Below are 16,394 nucleotides of genomic sequence, written 5' to 3'. Positions count from 1 at the left end.
TGACGGACCTGTCAGCATCGTGCTTGTCGGTCAGAATGAATCGATAGTCGCTATTCAAGAACAAAAGCGACAAAGCAGTGAAAGAAAAGCCAAAATCGAATATATCGATAGGGCTTATGTTTGAGGGTTTTTAATATTCTTGTCACTGCTGTTGCTACTATGACCCAATCCATCCTTGGAAGTGGCGATTTTTTGTACTTACCGAACAAGGGACTAGTCGAAATTTGGCATAAGTCACACTTATCTTTCGCTGTTTTGTCATTTATATCATTGGGATAGTCGACAAAAGCAAAAGTGCTGCCATGCCATAGTTGAATCCTTTCACTCGTTTGGAGGTAGTAAGCCAGCGCTGAAGCTGGATACCAGCAGCGGTCCAAAAGGTCACGGAAGGCAGATTCGCGAGGCAAAAAATACCCGCGATGAATGCCAGTTCTAGCCAAGAGCCACCACTGCTGTATACCGTGATTGCGGTTAATGCCATTGACCAACCTTTCGGGTTGACCCATTGAAATGCTACTGCACCTAAAAAGCTCATTGGGCGGTAATCATCGTTGACTTCCGTTTTACTGCTGGTGGCAATTTTATATGTTAGGTACAGCAAGTAAGTCAGACTCAATACCTTAAGAATGCTATGCGTGATCGGGTAAGCATGGAACAAGCTCATCAAGCCAATACCAACTAAGATCAGCATTGCGCCAAAGCCGAGGGTAATCCCCAGCATATGGGGGATAGTGCGTTTAAAACCGACATTGGCGCCAGATGTCATGAGCATGATGTTGTTTGGACCCGGAGTGAAGGTCGAGACAAACGCAAACAGCGCGAGTGCACCAAGTTGAGAGTATTCCATAGTGTGTTCCTACAAATATGTTTGCCACAAAGTGATGGGCAAGGGGTTACGTTTTCTGACCGGTCAAACACAATGATAGGTAGAAGTGTCATCAATTTTGTGCTTTTATTTGATGAAAATGCTTCGTTTAAACAACAAAAGAACATTATGGATAGATTTGACGAAAGAATATTGCAAGCACTGAAATCGGACGGAAGAATCTCCAATGTAGAGCTGTCTGAGCGTGTTGGATTGTCGCCGTCTGCTACTTTGCGCCGTGTACAAGACCTCGAACGCAAAGGGACTATCAAAGGCTATCGCGCAGTGTTGGACAATCAGCAAATGGGCGTTGGTTTTGTCGCTTATGTGTCGATAGGTTTAGCGTCGCACTCAAAGCAAGCGCAGCTCGGTTTTGAAGATCATGTACGTTTTGTGGATGAGGTGGTGGAATGCCATAACATCACAGGGGCAAATGAATATTTGTTGCGTGTCGAAACTCAAGATCTTGCGGCATACAAAGCGTTTCATGCAGACGTGCTTGGTGAATGCGAACATGTCAAAGCAATCACAACCATGGTGGTGATGGACACACCAAAAGATGAACGATAACCGCTATAGGGAACATTGTGTTGTCGCACATCAATTTGAAGTGACTCGAAAGAGTGAGTCGAGTATGACTGCAGTCCACATAAAATGCTGGAAAGCAGGCTACAATCTGACAATTTCAGCATTTATTCTCACCTTCTAAATAATCGCATCCTGCTAGTTTTTCTACGTCGTTGCTTGGTTCGCGAGCAGCGTGATAGAAAATTTAAGGATGAATGATGAAATCATACGTAACCCTTCCCCTAGTGAGCTTGGGCGCGATTGCAGCGTTAAGCTCATTTAATGTTAATGCCCACGGCTGGGTCGAGTTTCCAAGCGCACGTCAAAATACCTGTTATTTAGACGGTGGCTTTTGGACCAATGAAATTCCAAACCAAGCGTGTCAGGCTGCTTATGACGAGTCGGGGGCATACCCATTTGTTCAGCGCAGTGAAGTGGCGGCTAACGTGCCAAATTATCGTGATATGGCACATGTACAAGCAATCGTTCGTGATGGAGAGCTGTGTTCTGCAGGCGATGCGGCGAAAAAAGGTCTAAACATTCCATCACCAAATTGGCAGCGTACCAATGTCACCCCAGACGCCAACAACCAAATTGAATTGGTGTTCTATGGCAAAGCTCCACATAACCCTTCTTATTGGGAGTTCTACCTTTCCAAGCCAACTTATGACGACACGCAACCTCTTACTTGGGACGATTTAGAATTGATCGATACGGCTGGTGACGTTTATGTTGATGCAGAAAAACGCTACCGCATGCAAGTGACCTTCCCTGCTGATCGTTCGGGTGATGCGATCCTTTACACTCGCTGGCAGCGTATTGATGTAGCGGGTGAAGGTTTCTACAACTGTAGTGATATTACGTTGAATGGTAATGGCACCACACCACCAACTGACCCTGTCGATCCCACCGATCCGGGTAATAACCTCACGTCACTTGGCTATTTTGTTCCACAAGGGTTTGGTCCTGTCGAGGCGGGTGATACCGTGCGCTTTCGTACGTTTAATGAAACAGGTACTGAGATCGTCGACCTTTCACTCCCTATTAATGCCAATAACACGACGACATGGGCAGCAGAACTGGCAGATCAATTTAACTCACAGCAAACCGGTGATTGGTATGTAGGTATTTGGCATGAAGCGATGAATCACTACATGTTCGATACGAACAATGTTTATGCGAACCAAGTATTGGCTCCGAGTGCCAATTTTAGTTACGCATTATCGTTGATTAAAGGCGATACTCAACCACCAGTCGAGCCAACCAATCTTTGGAGCAAAGACGCGGTGTACAACCAAGGCGATGTCGTAACGCACAATGGTCGTGAGTGGACCGCACAATGGTGGACTCGTGGCGAAGAACCTGGAACAACAGGTGAATGGGGTGTTTGGCGCTAGCATTCTTTCTTCCCAAATAAATAAAACCCTTCTCGATTGAGAAGGGTTTCTTGTTTTTAACTGTCGGAACGACTAGCAGACCAAGGTTGCCAATTCATCGTGGCATGCTTTGCCAATTTGAGCATGGGGATGTCTTCATGTGTATCGCCATACGCGTAGATTGCTTGATATTGACTAACGTCGAACTTTGCTTGAACGCGTTCGACTTTCCTTTCCAAACTGCAGTCTTTACTGTGATAGAGCCCGCTAATGCGTTTGCTGTTCCCAAGGAGTTCACTGCACAGCAAGTGGTAACCTTGAGTGTCGCACCAAGGTTTTAAGTAGGCGTTAAGTGACGCAGAAACGACTACGATCGTATCTCCTTGAGCATGATGCCAATCTAATCGTGTTTTGGCTTCAGGGCGGATGTGTTGCACGATGATCTCTTGAGCAAACCGTGCTCCTAGTGTTTTCACTTCTTCGGTTTGTCGCCCCACAAAGGCAACAAAACTGGCGATTGGACGCATTCGTCTAGTAGGGAGGAACCCAGCTTTGTACATCGCATAAAATGGCAAGATGATAATGTTGCCTAGCCACTTGCGTGGACCCGTCACCGAGTAGTGAAGGAACAGGCTAAACATGTCCTCATCGGTGATGGTGCCATCAAAATCAAACAGTGCTAAAGCGGGCTTTCGAGAATCTGACAATCTACTGCCTTAAGGGTTAATGTGCGTGTCCGTGGGAGAAGTTTATCACCATCACGCCTGCAGCGATAAGTGCCATACCAATCCAAAGGCTGGTATCCATATGCTGGCGATACACTAGTTGAGAAATTAAGGTAACAGATACGATAGCTAAGCCAGCCCAAAGTGCGTGAACGATACCCACAGGCATACCGCCTTTCATTGCTTGTGCTAAGCAGACAAATGCTGCCAAGTGACCCAGCAAAACTAGTGTTGCTGGCAGTGGCTTGCTAAAACCGTCAGTCGCTTTAAGTGCAACATGTGAAAGGGCTTCTGCGCCCACGCCTAAAAGTAAGAAAAACCAGCTCATTGTTATCATTCGTCTTCAGTTGTTGTGGAGTGCGCTTAGTATATTGATGTCGAATAAAATGATAATCCTGCAAAAAATCAAATAACTTTTACTTAAATGTAATAATAGTGGCGTCTTACATACGCTTACACCAAGTCTTGGTTGTAGTCGTTACACTGCCGCCGTCTTTAGAGAGGAGCGTGTATTGATGCATAAAGCGATAGCGGCGACTGCGGTGATATTGGCATTGAGTGGGTGTGGCGGTGAAGGGATGTCAACGGATTCAATTCCCAAGTTCAAAGACCCTAGAGCAAGCTATCAAGTGGATGGGATCGATTTGCTCCATCACTCTATTACTGATGCAATCAGCGATGATTTACTTGGTTTTGAAGCAGAAAACTTATCGCGCAAAGTCACCTATACCCTAGACAGACTTTCTTTGGGTTTGCTGTGGGAGTTTAACGTGAGCACTTTAGAAGAGCTGCAAGCGCTAGTGCCCAATGTCGGTGACAGCAAAACCTCTTCATTCTGGAAATACCATCTCATGCGTCTTTCGCCTGATATGGTAATGGTGAGCACACCAGAGGAAACTGCGCACTTCTATTATGAACAAGAAATCATTGAAACACGCTTTGGTATCTCTACCTACAAGTTCAGTGAAAAACCAACACGTATCACCATGGTGGTCTACCCTGAAGGCATCAGTATTGAAGCATTCAATGAAGGCTATCAGGCAGAATATGACGAGAGTAAAGGCACTTACACAGTGCGACTGCAATATGAAGACGCAAATCAAAGCAGTCATTACGAAAAGCTGATTGTCGAGTTGAACGGTGATCAAGTTCGGCTTGAGAAGGGCACAAGTACGATGGAAGGTCTGGAAGTAAAAGACCACGCTAAGCAAAGCCATCGCTTCGAATATAATCGCAAACAAAACACACTCTCTATCCAATAACGATTTATTGAATATTGAAGTGGTGACTAGGTTCATTTCTGAGTAACGGTTGGGAGACTGGCTCGGAGGTCATGACTTCAATTCTATTTGCGCTTTACCAAGACCCTTTGCGCATTGGGGGGAAGAGATATTTCTTCCCCCCGTTTTTCTTGTGACTAACAGCGCCAATTAACTGCGATTTTCGCTTCTAGAAGGGGGAATAAAAGTGTGGTCTTGGACGCAATAGATGACGTTGGATGATTACAGCTTGGCTTTGATGAAGTCCAAACCATCAGTATCAACAAAACCGGACGACTTGATCAGTCGACTCGGTTGAACCCCATAACGTCTCTTAAACACCCGACTAAAGTAATTAGGGCACCCAAACCCACTTTTGATCGCTGCTTGCTTGATCGACATACCTGACATAATGAGCGAAACTGACTTTTTTAACCTGATATTATTGGTTAACTGGGTAAAGGTAATGTTCGAGTTTTTGAGCTCAGTTAATAAGTAACTCTTGCTGATCCCTGTTTTTATCGAAACATTCTCCAACGTCCATGGGTACTCAGTGTCTGCTTGAATACAGTTAGTCATCTTATTTATGAGCTTTACAGACGATAAAATGTTCGCTTTATCGAACTCACTACAACTGCTTAAAAAAGACGTAAGTGCGAAGACGCTGATTGAGTGAACCATACATGACGAAACGTCAGACAAACAATATTCAATCGAAGAGTCGAAGTAGTCATTTGTATTAAATAACTTCTCTTGATCATCTCCCGTTCCAAAATCGAAGAAGTAATAATTATCTACAATGACTCTTAGCATTTCTTCTGTGTAAGTGAAGCGTTCAACTTCTATTTCTTTTTCCTTATTGATTGGTCTAAGTGAGACCCAACATTTAGAGTGCGCGGGAACATAAATAATGTCCCTTCCTTTAATCTGTATCATTCGTCCACTCACACTAACAAAGCCTATCGCATTGGACACCCTGACTAATAAATGCCGAGAGACGTATGCTTCTATTAATAACTGTGGACTTTGATATTTGAGCGCTTTAAATGTAACTTTTTTCATAGGAATATAAACAAGTCTACGCGGACAAAACTGTTTCGAATCGAGGTGTTTCCTTTATCTCTCTAAAGTTCAATAAATCGAGAGTTTCAGAGAGTGAGAGCGGGTAATAATAGTTGTAACCTTGATGAAAGACCTCAGGATGAAGAAATGCAACTCGTTGAGAGGATGTTTCTACACCTTCTACAATGATCTTCTTGCTATGGAATTTAAGTAAAGGAATCAGCATTCCGATCATGGTCAAGCCATCTTGGTATAGCAAGTAACTCTTATCGAGTTTTATTGCATCCCAATCAATGCATTGCAACGCAGAGGTTTTGAGCTTCTCATCATGATGATAGTCGTCCAACCAGAATTGGTGTCCTTGTTTTTTGAGTTTAACGATGTTTCTTTTGGCAGCGTTGACCTCTTTAATACTTTCTATCTTCGTCACTTCGATGATGATGGGATTTTCAGTATTTTCTATGACTTCATCAACGAAGGATGAATCAAGTAAACAACTAAGAGGTAGGTTGAGTGATATATTTAGGTTAAACTGAGATAAATTTTCATTTAAGAATCTGATTTGACATAGAAAAATCTTTTTTATGAACTCATCATTGATATATTCAAAAAACTCCTCGCTATTCAACCTCTCCCCACTTGAATTAACTAAATGAGACAGCACTTCATAACCGTGAATCTTATAGTTCTTTGGATCTACGATTGGCTGAAGCTTGAACTCAAGGCTGACAAAATTTTGATTATTCCAGAAAACACTAACAATATTATTGTCAATTGATATTTCTTCTATTTTTATAGTCATCTGTTTTTATTCCTTAGGCAAACGTTTTTATAAAATACTAGATGACAGAATCACGTCAAAGAAATTATTTTAAAGATCCCAATAATATCTTTTTAAGATATTTTGTCAGAATTATGACGCCATCTCTATAGCGTCAGTGAAATCTAATTACCCACTAATATATATAATACTAATATTTTCATCTAACTCTTAATGGGCATGGTTTTTTATGCGGATTTTAATGGTTGGCTTTATTATTAAATAATAAAGCCAATTGCTTGAAGTGATAAAAGTGTCAATAAGTGAGCTTTTAACGAAAGTTTAAAAGGGAGGGAATAGGCGGTGAACTATCTCATTGATAGAAGATCGCTAGCCATATTGTCTCTTGCTCTGGGTCGGTCCAACTTACTCGATGCTTCGTGTGCGCTGGAATGTTGACGTGATCGCCCGCTTCCAAACGCTTCTTCGTGCCGTCCTCATAAGTCAGTTCACCTACGCCTTTTAGCACCAATACCCACTCATGGTCTTCTTGATCGTACCATTCGCCTTCTGGCGTCGTTTGCCCCTTCGATACAATACGCTCGATTCGGAGCTGTCTGTGTGTGAGTAAATCTTCAAATACCTCTTCACTCAAATCACAAGGTAGGTCTTTTAAAAGGTTCATAATGTTTCCTAAATAACGATCAGGCCAAATGGCGAGAGCAATTGTTCTTGTTGCCAGTCGCAAATCTTAACACCGTATAAAGAGACGCGGCGGATGTCCAAACCCTCTAAATCAACATGGGTCAGGTCGCTTTCTTCTATATTAAAGCTGCCCCATTGTTCAGGGCTGAATTCTCCACGTGATAGATCCGCACCTTTAAAGCTTGCACCCATCAAGTTGGCACCATTCCATCGGTTCTCAAATAGATCGCATTTCTCTAGCAGTGCGCGCTCAAAATTAGTGTAAGCCAAGTTGCAACCCGTAATGTAGGCGATACAAAAGAACACAGTATTGCTGACGCGATTAGCGAAATTAGCACTTTGAAAGTTTGCACCCTTCAAATCGCATTTACGTAACTCAATGCCGACGCAGTCTGCGCCATTAAACTGAGACATCGCTAACATGCAGTTGCTAAAACTGGCATCTTTAAGTTTGGCATAGCGAAAGGTACAGCCTTCAATGTCGCTTGGTTGGATAAAGCGGCAATCAATAAACTTCACATCACTGAGATCGGCGTGGTCAAAATTGCATTGATAAAAGCGGCAATTTTGAAAAGTGGTGTTTTGCAAATCGTGATGCGAAAAGTCTTCCTGTTGGAAAGCGAGATCGGTCTTAATCATGGCTTTTTATCTTTTCCTTACTTGGTTAGATGCAGACTATCACTCTAAGTAACTGATTTTCCAGAAATATAACTTCTTGTATTTCAGTGGTTTACAGACCCCGAAAATCGCCAATTTAAGCGGTCAAACGGGCTGTTTAAAGTCGATGTTTTGTAAAAATAATCCGAGCATATCGAGAAAAAAGTTTTGTTGAGCACAGAGGCTTACAGAAGAATTGAAATGAGAACTGCGACGTACTCTTCTCACACGCACAGTTTGCATTACAGAATTGTATCCTATTTGCATAATTTGTTGATCAAATTGGCGTTTTTGTATACGGAAAAGCTATATTTTTCACAAATTGATTTCCATCAAAATAGTAGGGTTTCTATATGCTATTTTGCGCGCAGCTCAAGAAAATAGTGATACTCGCGTGCTTCAAGGTTTTGGATTGATAACAGAACCGTCCGAAAAGGACGAGCATAGCGGAGTACAAAAGAAACAAAGCCCTACAAAAGGAAATAACAATGAAAAAAACAATCTGCAGTTTAGCAGTGGTTGCTGCGTTAGTGTCTCCAAGTGTTTTTGCTCACAGTGAAGGTGACTTCATTCTACGTGTTGGTGCGGCATCGGTTGTACCAAACGACAGCAGTGACAAGATCCTAGGTTCTCAAGAAGAGTTAAAAGTAGATTCAAACACTCAACTGGGTTTGACGTTTGGTTACATGTTTACTGACAACATCAGCCTGGAGATTCTAGCGGCAACACCATTTAGTCACGATATCTCGACTGATCTTCTTGGTCTTGGTGATATCGCAGATACTAAACACCTACCACCAACAGTGATGCTGCAATACTACTTTGGTGATTCGCAAAGCAAGTTCCGCCCATACGTAGGTGCGGGTTTAAACTACACCATGTTCTTTGATGAGGGCTTTAACGGTAAAGCCAAAGATGTAGGTCTTACTGATCTAAAATTGGATGACTCATTTGGCCTGGCTGCCAATGTAGGTGTCGATTACATGATCAATGAAAGCTGGTTCCTAAACGCATCCGCTTGGTATGCAAATATCGAGACCGAAGCGACTTATAAATTTAATGGCGCAGCACAAAAGACTGACGTAAAGATCAACCCTTGGGTATTCATGATCAGCGGTGGTTACAAGTTCTAAGAAAAAGCAGTAGCAAAAGAACAATAAGATTATTGGCATGACTTTTAGGGGCAGTTGCGGGGATTGCCCCTCTTTTTTATCTATTCTTTCTGGTTTTCTTTGCCTTCCCTATACCTCTTCTCTCTCCCCATATGACTACGATAGTGGTGCACTACTTTGGTATTTGTAAACACGTGACCAAAAAGATGAATTTTCTGTTAATTCTCGGTTGCTGAGAAAAGCGCAAAATTACCATAGCTAGGTTTTGAAATTGTTCTGATAAATTCGATTGGAAGTGTTCGGTTAATTATTAATCGAACGCTGAAATAAAAATTACAAAATGAAGCTAAGGACTGGCTGACTAAGGAAAATCACTCATGAAGTGCGAAATTTTCACACGAGTATTTTCCGGTTTTGCTGTCTTTAGCTGAGAAAAATGTCTTTATTTTTCAATCGATAGACAGGAAGAACCTAAAATGAAAGGAACCACACTCATTGCAGTATTTGCTTCGGCAGTCTCGCTGTTCTCATACAGTGAGAAAATAAGTGCGGCAGAGAAATTTATTACTATCGGCACCGGTGGTCAAACGGGCGTTTATTACGTTGCTGGACAGTCGATCTGTCGTTTCGTAAACCGTGGCGCAGCAGACCACAGCATTAAGTGTAATGCTCCGGCCAGTGGGGGTGGCGTGGCAAACGTAAATGGTTTGCGCAGTGGTGAATACAACTTCGGTATCATGCAGTCAGACCATCAATACAAAGCCTTAGAAGGCGTGGCTCCTTTCCAAAATAACCAACCAATGACGGATATTCGTGCCGTTTTCTCCCTACAAAGTGAAGTGTTCACGATTCTTGCGCGCAAAGACGCGGGCATCACCAGTTTCGACGATTTGAAAGGCAAGCGCGTCAACATCGGTAACCCTGGTTCTGGTCAACGCGATACGTTTGAACAAGTGATGCAAGCAAAAGGCTGGTCGCAAGATGTGTTCAGTTTGGTATCGGATCTGAAGCCAGCAGAACAAGCTTCCGCAATGAGTGACAATAACATCGATGCAATGAGCTACTTCGTCGGTCACCCAAACGGCGCGATTCAGGAAGCATCAACCACCACCGATGCTGTGCTAGTACCAGTGACTGGTCCTGAAATCGACAAGCTACTTGCTGAGCGTGCGTACTTCACCAAAGCAACTATTCCGGGCGGAATGTACCGTGGCAACCCGAACGATACTCAATCTATCGGCGGTAAAGCGGTACTTTCAACCACAGCAGAGACGGACCCTGAGTTAGTGTATCAACTGACGAAATCTGTGTTCGATAACCTAGACCGCTTCAAACGCCTGCACCCAGCATTTAAAGACCTGAAAGAATCAGAAATGATTGAGGTGGGTCTGTCTGCGCCACTGCATGAAGGTGCGGTTCGCTACTACAAAGAGCGCGGCTGGTTGTAACTCTTAACACCTTCGATTTTTAGCAAGCGCTGCGATGGATTCTCAGCGCTTGCTTCTCTGTTGTTTGTGAGAAAATTATGGATAAGACGATCTCCACGTCCCATGCTGACATGCATCCGAATGAGCTGTCGGCAGAAGAACTGATTGCCCAAGATGTGGGTGCTCGCCTGCCAACCGGAATCATGGAAAAGCTGATTGCGGGTTTGGCGTTACTGTGGTCTTTGTTTCAACTTTGGATAGCGTCTCCGCTCCCATTTATTGTCGGTTTCGGCGTGATGAATGACACCGAAACGCGCGCCATTCACCTTGGTTTTGCCCTGGTGCTTGCCTTCCTCGTTTTCCCCGCTTTTAAGCGCTCTCCACGCGATCGTGTTCCTGCCTTCGACATCATGTTGGGTTTGATTGCTTGTACCTCTTCGCTGTACTTATTTGTTATGTACGAAGCACTAGCACAACGTCCGGGCAGCTTAACCACTGAAGACTTTATTACCGCATTGATCGGCTTGCCTTTGCTTTTAGAAGCCGCGCGTCGAGTGCTTGGTCCTGCTTTGCCGGTGATTGCGTTGGTGTTTATCGGCTACAGCTTAGCTGGTCCGTATATGCCGGGTTTATTGTCCCATCGCGGTGTTCAGTTGGATGCACTGGCTAACCACCAGTGGATCACCACGGAGGGTGTGTTTGGTATTGCGCTTGGCGTATCGACCAGCTTTGTTTTCTTGTTTGTTCTTTTTGGTGCGTTATTGGAACGCGCTGGAGCAGGGCACTACTTCATTCAATTGGCATTTAGCATGTTGGGGCACCTGCGTGGTGGTCCTGCAAAAGCAGCCGTCGTTGCTTCGGGCTTAACGGGTTTGATTTCGGGATCGTCGATCGCCAACGTGGTAACCACGGGGACGTTCACTATTCCTATGATGCGCAAAGTTGGCTTCTCTCCTGAGAAAGCGGGAGCAGTCGAAGTGGCATCATCGGTGAACGGGCAAATCATGCCTCCTGTTATGGGAGCCGCAGCGTTTTTGATGGTGGAATACGTCGGCATTCCTTATGTTGAGATCATCAAACACGCCTTCTTACCTGCCGCAATTTCTTACATCGCACTGCTTTATATTGTCCATCTAGAAGCGCTCAAGTTGGGCATGCAGCCAATTGATGCCGCACGCTCAAAACCTTGGCTAGCGAGACTCACGGGATTTGCATTTGGCGCGGCGTTGATTTCTGGATTGTCGATGGCAGTCTACTACGGTTTAGGATGGTTGAAGCCAGTATTGGGTGACTTTGTATTACCTGGGATGGCGTTAATTCTGGCTACGGTTTACTTGGCACTGCTAAAAGTCGCCGCAAGTAATGAGCCGCTACCAGAAGAAGATCCAGATGCTCCACTAGAACAGTTACCAAATACACGCGCAGTCTTACTCTCTGGCTTGCATTACCTACTGCCTGTGGTGGTTTTGGTGTGGTGTTTGATGGTCGAGCGTCTGTCTCCGGGGTTGTCTGCTTTTTGGGGTAGTGTGATTCTGGTGGTGATCGTTTTGACTCAGCGTCCTCTTTTGAGTTGGATGCGTAAAGATGGCAAACACGATTATGGCAACTTCAAAGACGGCTGTATCGACTTGCGTGAAGGCTTGATTGCTGGTGCGCGCAATATGATCGGCATTGGCATCGCGACCGCCACCGCAGGCGTAATTGTTGGTGCGGTATCGCAAACGGGGGTTGGCTTAGTATTGGCTGATTTGGTTGAGATGCTGTCTATGGGTAACTTGCTGTTAATGCTGATGCTCACGGCGGTATTGAGCCTGATTCTAGGCATGGGCTTGCCAACGACGGCGAACTACATCGTGGTATCGAGCTTGTTGGCGCCTGTTATCGTTACGCTGGGTCAACAACACGGCTTGATAGTGCCGTTGATTGCGGTGCACTTGTTCGTGTTCTACTTCGGTATCATGGCGGACGTAACACCGCCAGTAGGTCTGGCGTCTTTTGCTGCAGCTGCGGTGTCGAAAGGCGATCCGATCAAGACGGGCTTAACCGCGTTTTACTACAGTTTGAGAACCGCGGCTTTGCCGTTCTTGTTTATCTTCAATACGGATTTGTTGTTGATTGACGTGGATTGGGCGCACGGTATCGTCATCTTTGTTATCTCTACTATTGCGATGTTGATATTCGCTGCTGCGACGCAAGGTTGGTTCCTGACTCGTAATCGTTGGTACGAAGGCGTGTTGTTGTTGCTCGTAGCATTTACCTTGTTTCGCCCAGGGTTCTGGATCGACATGGTGGTGGATCCGTACCAATCGAGCAATCCTGCCCAACTGGCACAAACGCTTGAACCGCTTGAAGAGGGCGGTGTACTCAGAATGCGAATCAGCGGTGAAGATGCGGTAGGTAAGATGCGTGAATTCTCGGTGCTGCTTTCGGTTCCTGAAGGGGAAACCGGACAAGATAAGCTGGACGCACTTGGCATAGCGACTTATCAGCAAGATGAACAAACTCTGATTGATATCGTTAGTTTTGCTAGCCCAGCAGAGGCGGCAGGATTGCAGTTCGACCAACAGATTGTCGATGTGCGTGTGCCAGTTGAGCGTTATCGCAAAGAGTGGATGTGGATTCCAGCAATGTTCTTGTTTGGTGTTGTGATTTGGCTACAACGTCGACGTGTGGCAATGCAGAACGACACAGCATGTTGATAGTTAAAGAAAAATAACCTAATAGCCCCGTTAGAGCCAAGACTGACGGGGCTTTTTTCTGTCTGAAATATTCATCATTTTTATTTTCAATGTCGCGGAATTATTAGCGCATTCTATACTTTATGTTTGATTACTTTGTGCATCATTTGAACAAATGATCAACGCTCAAAATCGGATCTTAACCTTTCAGATCATCTTGTTGTTCGAAAGCGGAAAAATCCTACACTGATCACATAATTGAACACTTGGACAATATAAATGAGCGACGATATCGCGAAGAAATCCTCTTCGAAATCTAAAATGACCAAAATCCTTTTCCTACTCGTTTGTGCAATCGCCTTTGGTGCGATGTACTGGTCTTGGCAATATTCCGACAGTCACCCGAGTACGGAAGATGCGTATGTAAGAGCCAAAATCCTATCTGTCGCTCCACAGGTTCAGGGTCAGGTGGTATCAGTAGAAGCGAAAGATTTCCAAGTCATCAACAAAGGTGACTTACTGCTTAAGATTGATTCTCGCCCTTACTTATTAGCAGTGAAACAAGCGAAAGCCGCTTATCAGTTGGCCGTTCAACAACACGATGTGGCAGACAAACAAGTGACCGAAGCCGTGGCTGGTTTGGATGCGGCGCGTTCTAACTTGACTGAAGCGCAAGTGGAGTACAAACGTACCGATTCTCTTGTGAAACGTAAGTTAGCGTCTGACCAAGACCTTGATACGGCGAAAAACAAACTCGCTAACGCGCAAGCTGGTCTAGAGCAAGCGCGAGCAACAGTTGAAAAAGCAATCGCAAACCGTGGTGAAGAAGGTGCAGAAGCGGCGGTTGTTCAACAAGCAGCAGCGCAACTTGCACAAGCTGAATTGAACCTGAGCTACACCGACATCACTTCTCCAGTCGATGGCATTGCAGGTGAAATCAACACTCATACGGGTTCGGTTGTCAGTATCGGTCAAACACTATTCCCTGTGATCATCAAAGACAGCTACTGGGTGCGCGCGAATTTCAAAGAGACTGACTTAACTCACATCAAAGCAGGTATGCACGCTGAAGTCGTGATCGACATGTACCCAGATGTGGTTTGGGATGCAAAAGTGGAGCAGTTATCGCCTGCAAGTGGTACCTCTTTCTCATTGATGCCACCAGAAAACGCAACCGGTAACTGGGTGAAAATTAAACAACGCTTCCCTGTGCGTTTAACTTTAGAGGTACCTGAAGGTGCGCCACAGTTGCGTGTGGGTGCGAGTTCTGAAGTCACTGTTGATCTAAAAAGTAACGCACAATGAGTAACGAAATTACGGCAGATAAACGGGGTATCGCCACCGTCGCCGTGATGCTTTCTGCCATCATGGTGCTGATAGATATGACCGTTGCCAACGTGTCGCTTTCGCACATGATGGGCGCACTAGGCGCAACGGCAGACCAAATCACTTGGGTGCTGACTGGCTACAGCATGGCAGAAGCGATCTTCATTCCGATGACCAGTTTTTGGGTATCGCGCTTTGGTGAACGCAAAGTCATGCTGGTGGCGGTGATTGGTTTTGTCATTGCGAGTGCCTTCTGTGGACAAGCCAGCTCGCTCGAAGAGATGGTGGTATTTCGTATCATTCAAGGTGCGTTTGGTGCTTCGGTTATTCCACTGGCGCAATCCACATTGGTTCAGATTTACCCTTCTGAGCAAAAAGGCAAGGCGATGGCGATCTTCTCTATCGGTATCTTGCTAGGTCCTATCTTAGGTCCGGTGGTGGGCGGTGTGATTACCGATAACATCAATTGGCGTTGGATTTTCTACGTTAATTTACCATTTGGCTTGGTGTGTACCGCGCTGATTTATCGCTACATCCACATCAGCAACAAGTCGAAACCAAACTTCGACTGGTGGATCATTGGCTATATGGCGCTCGGTGTAGGTGCGTTGCAGTTCGTGCTCGATAAAGGGAACGATGAAGACTGGTTTAACTCACGCATCATTCAAACCGCTGCACTGCTAGCGATAATGGGCTTAGTCATGTGGATCTACCGCAGCTGGAAGACTAAGAGTCCAATTGCGCCGCTGTGGCTCCTCAAAGACAGAAACCTCATGGTCTCGTCCTTGATGATAGCGGTCGTTTCGATGGCGATGTTTGGCTTGACCACTCAACAGCCTATGCTGCTTGAGAGCTTGTTGAACTATCCAGTATCGACCACAGGTATGTTGATGGCACCACGAGGGTTAGCGTCCGCCTGTATGTTAATTTTGGTCATCATCATCAACCCGCAATTTGATCCAAGGTTGAAGATTGTATTTGGTTTAACCTGTATTGGTATTGGCAGTTATTTTATGACCCTATACTCGACAGAAATTGACACTTTCTGGATCGTGATGCCAAGTATGATTCAAGGTATGGGCTTAGGTTTGACTTTCTCGACTTTGTCGACGCTGGCTTACATGACGTTACCAAAAGAACAGTCAGTAGCAGGGGCAAGTATTTTTAACTTGTTCCGAACCATTGGTAGCTCATTTGGTATTTCTATCGCTACCACATACCAGTACCGTGATGGACAACAGCAATGGCACGCTTTGGGTGAAGGTTTCAATCCTTACAATCCTGTGTTGCATGATTGGGCTGCTAAGCAAGGATTGTCGATTACTGATCCTGCTGCATTGGAGCAGTACCAAAGCATGCTCCATCAGCAATCGCAAATGGTCGCGTTTGTGCACACCTTCCAGTTGGTCGGGGTGATGTTCGTGATCATGATGCCGATGCTGGTATTTATCCGTTCAAAGTAAACCTCTAAACATAAACTAAAGCGCCCTTAACTCAGCCAGTTAAGGGCGCTTTTTTACATCTGATTCTTAGGTGCTTAGGAGTTAATATCGGACAATCAACCGAAGGTGACTTTACTGAAATGCGGATTGTCTTTGAGTGCTTTCATCGCGACTAACTGTTCGGTTGGAAACGAAATGCGTTCACTTTCAATATCCAAAAATAAGCATTCTTGGCGTTCCATATCATAACCAGTATCGAACGCGCTACCTTGGTGCTTCTCACCGTTCTTGAGCGTAATTTCTACGGGTAGCTTAAACATACAGGCGATTTCAATAAAATCGTATTGGCTGCAGGTCACCATAATTTTTCTCCTTTTCTGTTCTTTATCAAGACCGACTAAGAACAGGAATCCTTCTCTGAAACCTAATCTTC

Annotated in this window: 16 protein-coding genes; 8 read left to right on the top strand and 8 right to left on the bottom strand. The window is 44.8% G+C overall.

Features of this window, described 5'->3' with window-relative positions:
• Positions 1 to 262 precede the first annotated feature (262 nt).
• Entirely contained in the window at positions 263 to 847 is a 585-nt protein-coding gene (locus ABMY42_RS13545; protein WP_009702356.1) for a LysE family translocator, read from the bottom strand.
• A 147-nt stretch (positions 848 to 994) separates the two neighbouring features.
• Between ABMY42_RS13545 and ABMY42_RS13540 the strand changes: the two genes are divergently transcribed.
• Together ABMY42_RS13540 and ABMY42_RS13535 are read left to right on the top strand one after the other, a co-directional pair.
• Positions 995 to 1,435: an Lrp/AsnC family transcriptional regulator gene (locus ABMY42_RS13540; RefSeq protein ID WP_009695964.1), complete on the top strand. Its 441-nt coding sequence runs from the start codon at positions 995 to 997 to the stop codon at positions 1,433 to 1,435.
• A 215-nt stretch (positions 1,436 to 1,650) separates the two neighbouring features.
• Positions 1,651 to 2,829: a lytic polysaccharide monooxygenase gene (locus tag ABMY42_RS13535; RefSeq protein WP_038898300.1), complete on the top strand. Its 1,179-nt coding sequence runs from the start codon at positions 1,651 to 1,653 to the stop codon at positions 2,827 to 2,829.
• 56 nt (positions 2,830 to 2,885) lie between these two features.
• On the opposite strand, the gene ABMY42_RS13530 is transcribed toward ABMY42_RS13535, so the two are convergent.
• Together ABMY42_RS13530 and ABMY42_RS13525 are read right to left on the bottom strand one after the other, a co-directional pair.
• A complete protein-coding gene (locus tag ABMY42_RS13530; RefSeq protein ID WP_349266423.1) occupies positions 2,886 to 3,515 on the bottom strand; it encodes an HAD-IB family hydrolase in 630 nt (209 codons plus the stop codon).
• 16 nt (positions 3,516 to 3,531) lie between these two features.
• Positions 3,532 to 3,861: a multidrug efflux SMR transporter gene (locus ABMY42_RS13525; protein WP_005428450.1), complete on the bottom strand. Its 330-nt coding sequence runs from the start codon at positions 3,859 to 3,861 to the stop codon at positions 3,532 to 3,534.
• Between the two features lie 187 nt (positions 3,862 to 4,048).
• On the opposite strand from ABMY42_RS13525, the gene ABMY42_RS13520 reads away from it, so the two are divergent.
• Positions 4,049 to 4,795, top strand: a complete 747-nt coding sequence (locus tag ABMY42_RS13520) for a hypothetical protein (RefSeq protein WP_349266422.1) — start codon at positions 4,049 to 4,051, stop codon at positions 4,793 to 4,795.
• A gap of 240 nt (positions 4,796 to 5,035) precedes the next feature.
• On the opposite strand, the gene ABMY42_RS13515 is transcribed toward ABMY42_RS13520, so the two are convergent.
• The 4 genes from ABMY42_RS13515 to ABMY42_RS13500 all read right to left on the bottom strand — a co-directional run bounded on the left by ABMY42_RS13515 (position 5,036) and on the right by ABMY42_RS13500 (position 7,958).
• Positions 5,036 to 5,728 carry an AraC family transcriptional regulator gene (locus tag ABMY42_RS13515; RefSeq protein WP_005447305.1) on the bottom strand — a complete coding sequence of 231 codons (693 nt, stop codon included), beginning with the start codon at positions 5,726 to 5,728 and terminating at the stop codon, positions 5,036 to 5,038.
• Between the two features lie 142 nt (positions 5,729 to 5,870).
• Complete coding sequence (locus tag ABMY42_RS13510; protein WP_017818362.1) at positions 5,871 to 6,656, bottom strand: EAL domain-containing protein; 786 nt, start codon at positions 6,654 to 6,656, stop codon at positions 5,871 to 5,873.
• 331 nt (positions 6,657 to 6,987) lie between these two features.
• Positions 6,988 to 7,299 (bottom strand): cupin domain-containing protein, encoded by a 312-nt coding sequence (locus tag ABMY42_RS13505; protein ID WP_005447308.1) that lies wholly within the window; start codon positions 7,297 to 7,299, stop codon positions 6,988 to 6,990.
• 8 nt (positions 7,300 to 7,307) lie between these two features.
• A complete protein-coding gene (locus tag ABMY42_RS13500) occupies positions 7,308 to 7,958 on the bottom strand; it encodes a Qnr family pentapeptide repeat protein (RefSeq protein WP_349266421.1) in 651 nt (216 codons plus the stop codon).
• A 506-nt stretch (positions 7,959 to 8,464) separates the two neighbouring features.
• Between ABMY42_RS13500 and ompW the strand changes: the two genes are divergently transcribed.
• The 5 genes from ompW to ABMY42_RS13475 all read left to right on the top strand — a co-directional run bounded on the left by ompW (position 8,465) and on the right by ABMY42_RS13475 (position 15,982).
• Positions 8,465 to 9,109 (top strand): outer membrane protein OmpW, encoded by a 645-nt coding sequence (gene ompW, locus ABMY42_RS13495; RefSeq protein ID WP_005447312.1) that lies wholly within the window; start codon positions 8,465 to 8,467, stop codon positions 9,107 to 9,109.
• Positions 9,110 to 9,564: 455 nt separating this feature from the next.
• Positions 9,565 to 10,536 carry a TAXI family TRAP transporter solute-binding subunit gene (locus ABMY42_RS13490; RefSeq protein WP_017189728.1) on the top strand — a complete coding sequence of 324 codons (972 nt, stop codon included), beginning with the start codon at positions 9,565 to 9,567 and terminating at the stop codon, positions 10,534 to 10,536.
• 77 nt (positions 10,537 to 10,613) lie between these two features.
• Positions 10,614 to 13,214, top strand: a complete 2,601-nt coding sequence (locus ABMY42_RS13485; protein WP_349266420.1) for a TRAP transporter permease — start codon at positions 10,614 to 10,616, stop codon at positions 13,212 to 13,214.
• A gap of 258 nt (positions 13,215 to 13,472) precedes the next feature.
• The gene (locus tag ABMY42_RS13480; RefSeq protein WP_005447317.1) at positions 13,473 to 14,498 is read left to right on the top strand and encodes an HlyD family secretion protein; all 1,026 of its coding nucleotides are present in this window, start codon (positions 13,473 to 13,475) and stop codon (positions 14,496 to 14,498) included.
• Positions 14,495 to 15,982 carry an MDR family MFS transporter gene (locus ABMY42_RS13475; protein WP_009695971.1) on the top strand — a complete coding sequence of 496 codons (1,488 nt, stop codon included), beginning with the start codon at positions 14,495 to 14,497 and terminating at the stop codon, positions 15,980 to 15,982. The genes ABMY42_RS13480 and ABMY42_RS13475 overlap by 4 nt, the downstream gene beginning before the upstream one ends.
• 95 nt (positions 15,983 to 16,077) lie before the next feature.
• Here the strand turns inward: ABMY42_RS13475 and ABMY42_RS13470 are convergent, their stop codons facing one another.
• Complete coding sequence (locus ABMY42_RS13470; RefSeq protein WP_281187840.1) at positions 16,078 to 16,323, bottom strand: Rho-binding antiterminator; 246 nt, start codon at positions 16,321 to 16,323, stop codon at positions 16,078 to 16,080.
• Between the last annotated feature and the right edge of the window lie 71 nt (positions 16,324 to 16,394).

The sequence above is a fragment of the Vibrio sp. SSH13-20 genome (genome assembly GCF_040104475.1).
Classification (GTDB): domain Bacteria; phylum Pseudomonadota; class Gammaproteobacteria; order Enterobacterales; family Vibrionaceae; genus Vibrio; species Vibrio harveyi.
The sequence above is the reverse complement of the archived record's forward strand: the minus strand, read 5'-3'. Positions and strand labels throughout refer to the sequence as shown.

What these genes read in the sequence shown, in the direction of transcription:
- ABMY42_RS13545 (WP_009702356.1), bottom strand. Translation starts at nt 847, where the DNA reads ATGGAATACTCTCAACTTGGTGCACTCGCGCTGTTTGCGTTTGTCTCG.
- ABMY42_RS13525 (WP_005428450.1), bottom strand. Translation starts at nt 3,861, where the DNA reads ATGAGCTGGTTTTTCTTACTTTTAGGCGTGGGCGCAGAAGCCCTTTCA.
- ABMY42_RS13480 (WP_005447317.1), top strand. Translation starts at nt 13,473, where the DNA reads ATGAGCGACGATATCGCGAAGAAATCCTCTTCGAAATCTAAAATGACC.
- ABMY42_RS13515 (WP_005447305.1), bottom strand. Translation starts at nt 5,728, where the DNA reads ATGATACAGATTAAAGGAAGGGACATTATTTATGTTCCCGCGCACTCT.
- ABMY42_RS13475 (WP_009695971.1), top strand. Translation starts at nt 14,495, where the DNA reads ATGAGTAACGAAATTACGGCAGATAAACGGGGTATCGCCACCGTCGCC.
- ABMY42_RS13520 (WP_349266422.1), top strand. Translation starts at nt 4,049, where the DNA reads ATGCATAAAGCGATAGCGGCGACTGCGGTGATATTGGCATTGAGTGGG.
- ABMY42_RS13470 (WP_281187840.1), bottom strand. Translation starts at nt 16,323, where the DNA reads ATGGTGACCTGCAGCCAATACGATTTTATTGAAATCGCCTGTATGTTT.
- ABMY42_RS13535 (WP_038898300.1), top strand. Translation starts at nt 1,651, where the DNA reads ATGAAATCATACGTAACCCTTCCCCTAGTGAGCTTGGGCGCGATTGCA.
- ABMY42_RS13490 (WP_017189728.1), top strand. Translation starts at nt 9,565, where the DNA reads ATGAAAGGAACCACACTCATTGCAGTATTTGCTTCGGCAGTCTCGCTG.
- ompW (WP_005447312.1), top strand. Translation starts at nt 8,465, where the DNA reads ATGAAAAAAACAATCTGCAGTTTAGCAGTGGTTGCTGCGTTAGTGTCT.
- ABMY42_RS13500 (WP_349266421.1), bottom strand. Translation starts at nt 7,958, where the DNA reads ATGATTAAGACCGATCTCGCTTTCCAACAGGAAGACTTTTCGCATCAC.
- ABMY42_RS13485 (WP_349266420.1), top strand. Translation starts at nt 10,614, where the DNA reads ATGGATAAGACGATCTCCACGTCCCATGCTGACATGCATCCGAATGAG.
- ABMY42_RS13505 (WP_005447308.1), bottom strand. Translation starts at nt 7,299, where the DNA reads ATGAACCTTTTAAAAGACCTACCTTGTGATTTGAGTGAAGAGGTATTT.
- ABMY42_RS13540 (WP_009695964.1), top strand. Translation starts at nt 995, where the DNA reads ATGGATAGATTTGACGAAAGAATATTGCAAGCACTGAAATCGGACGGA.
- ABMY42_RS13510 (WP_017818362.1), bottom strand. Translation starts at nt 6,656, where the DNA reads ATGACTATAAAAATAGAAGAAATATCAATTGACAATAATATTGTTAGT.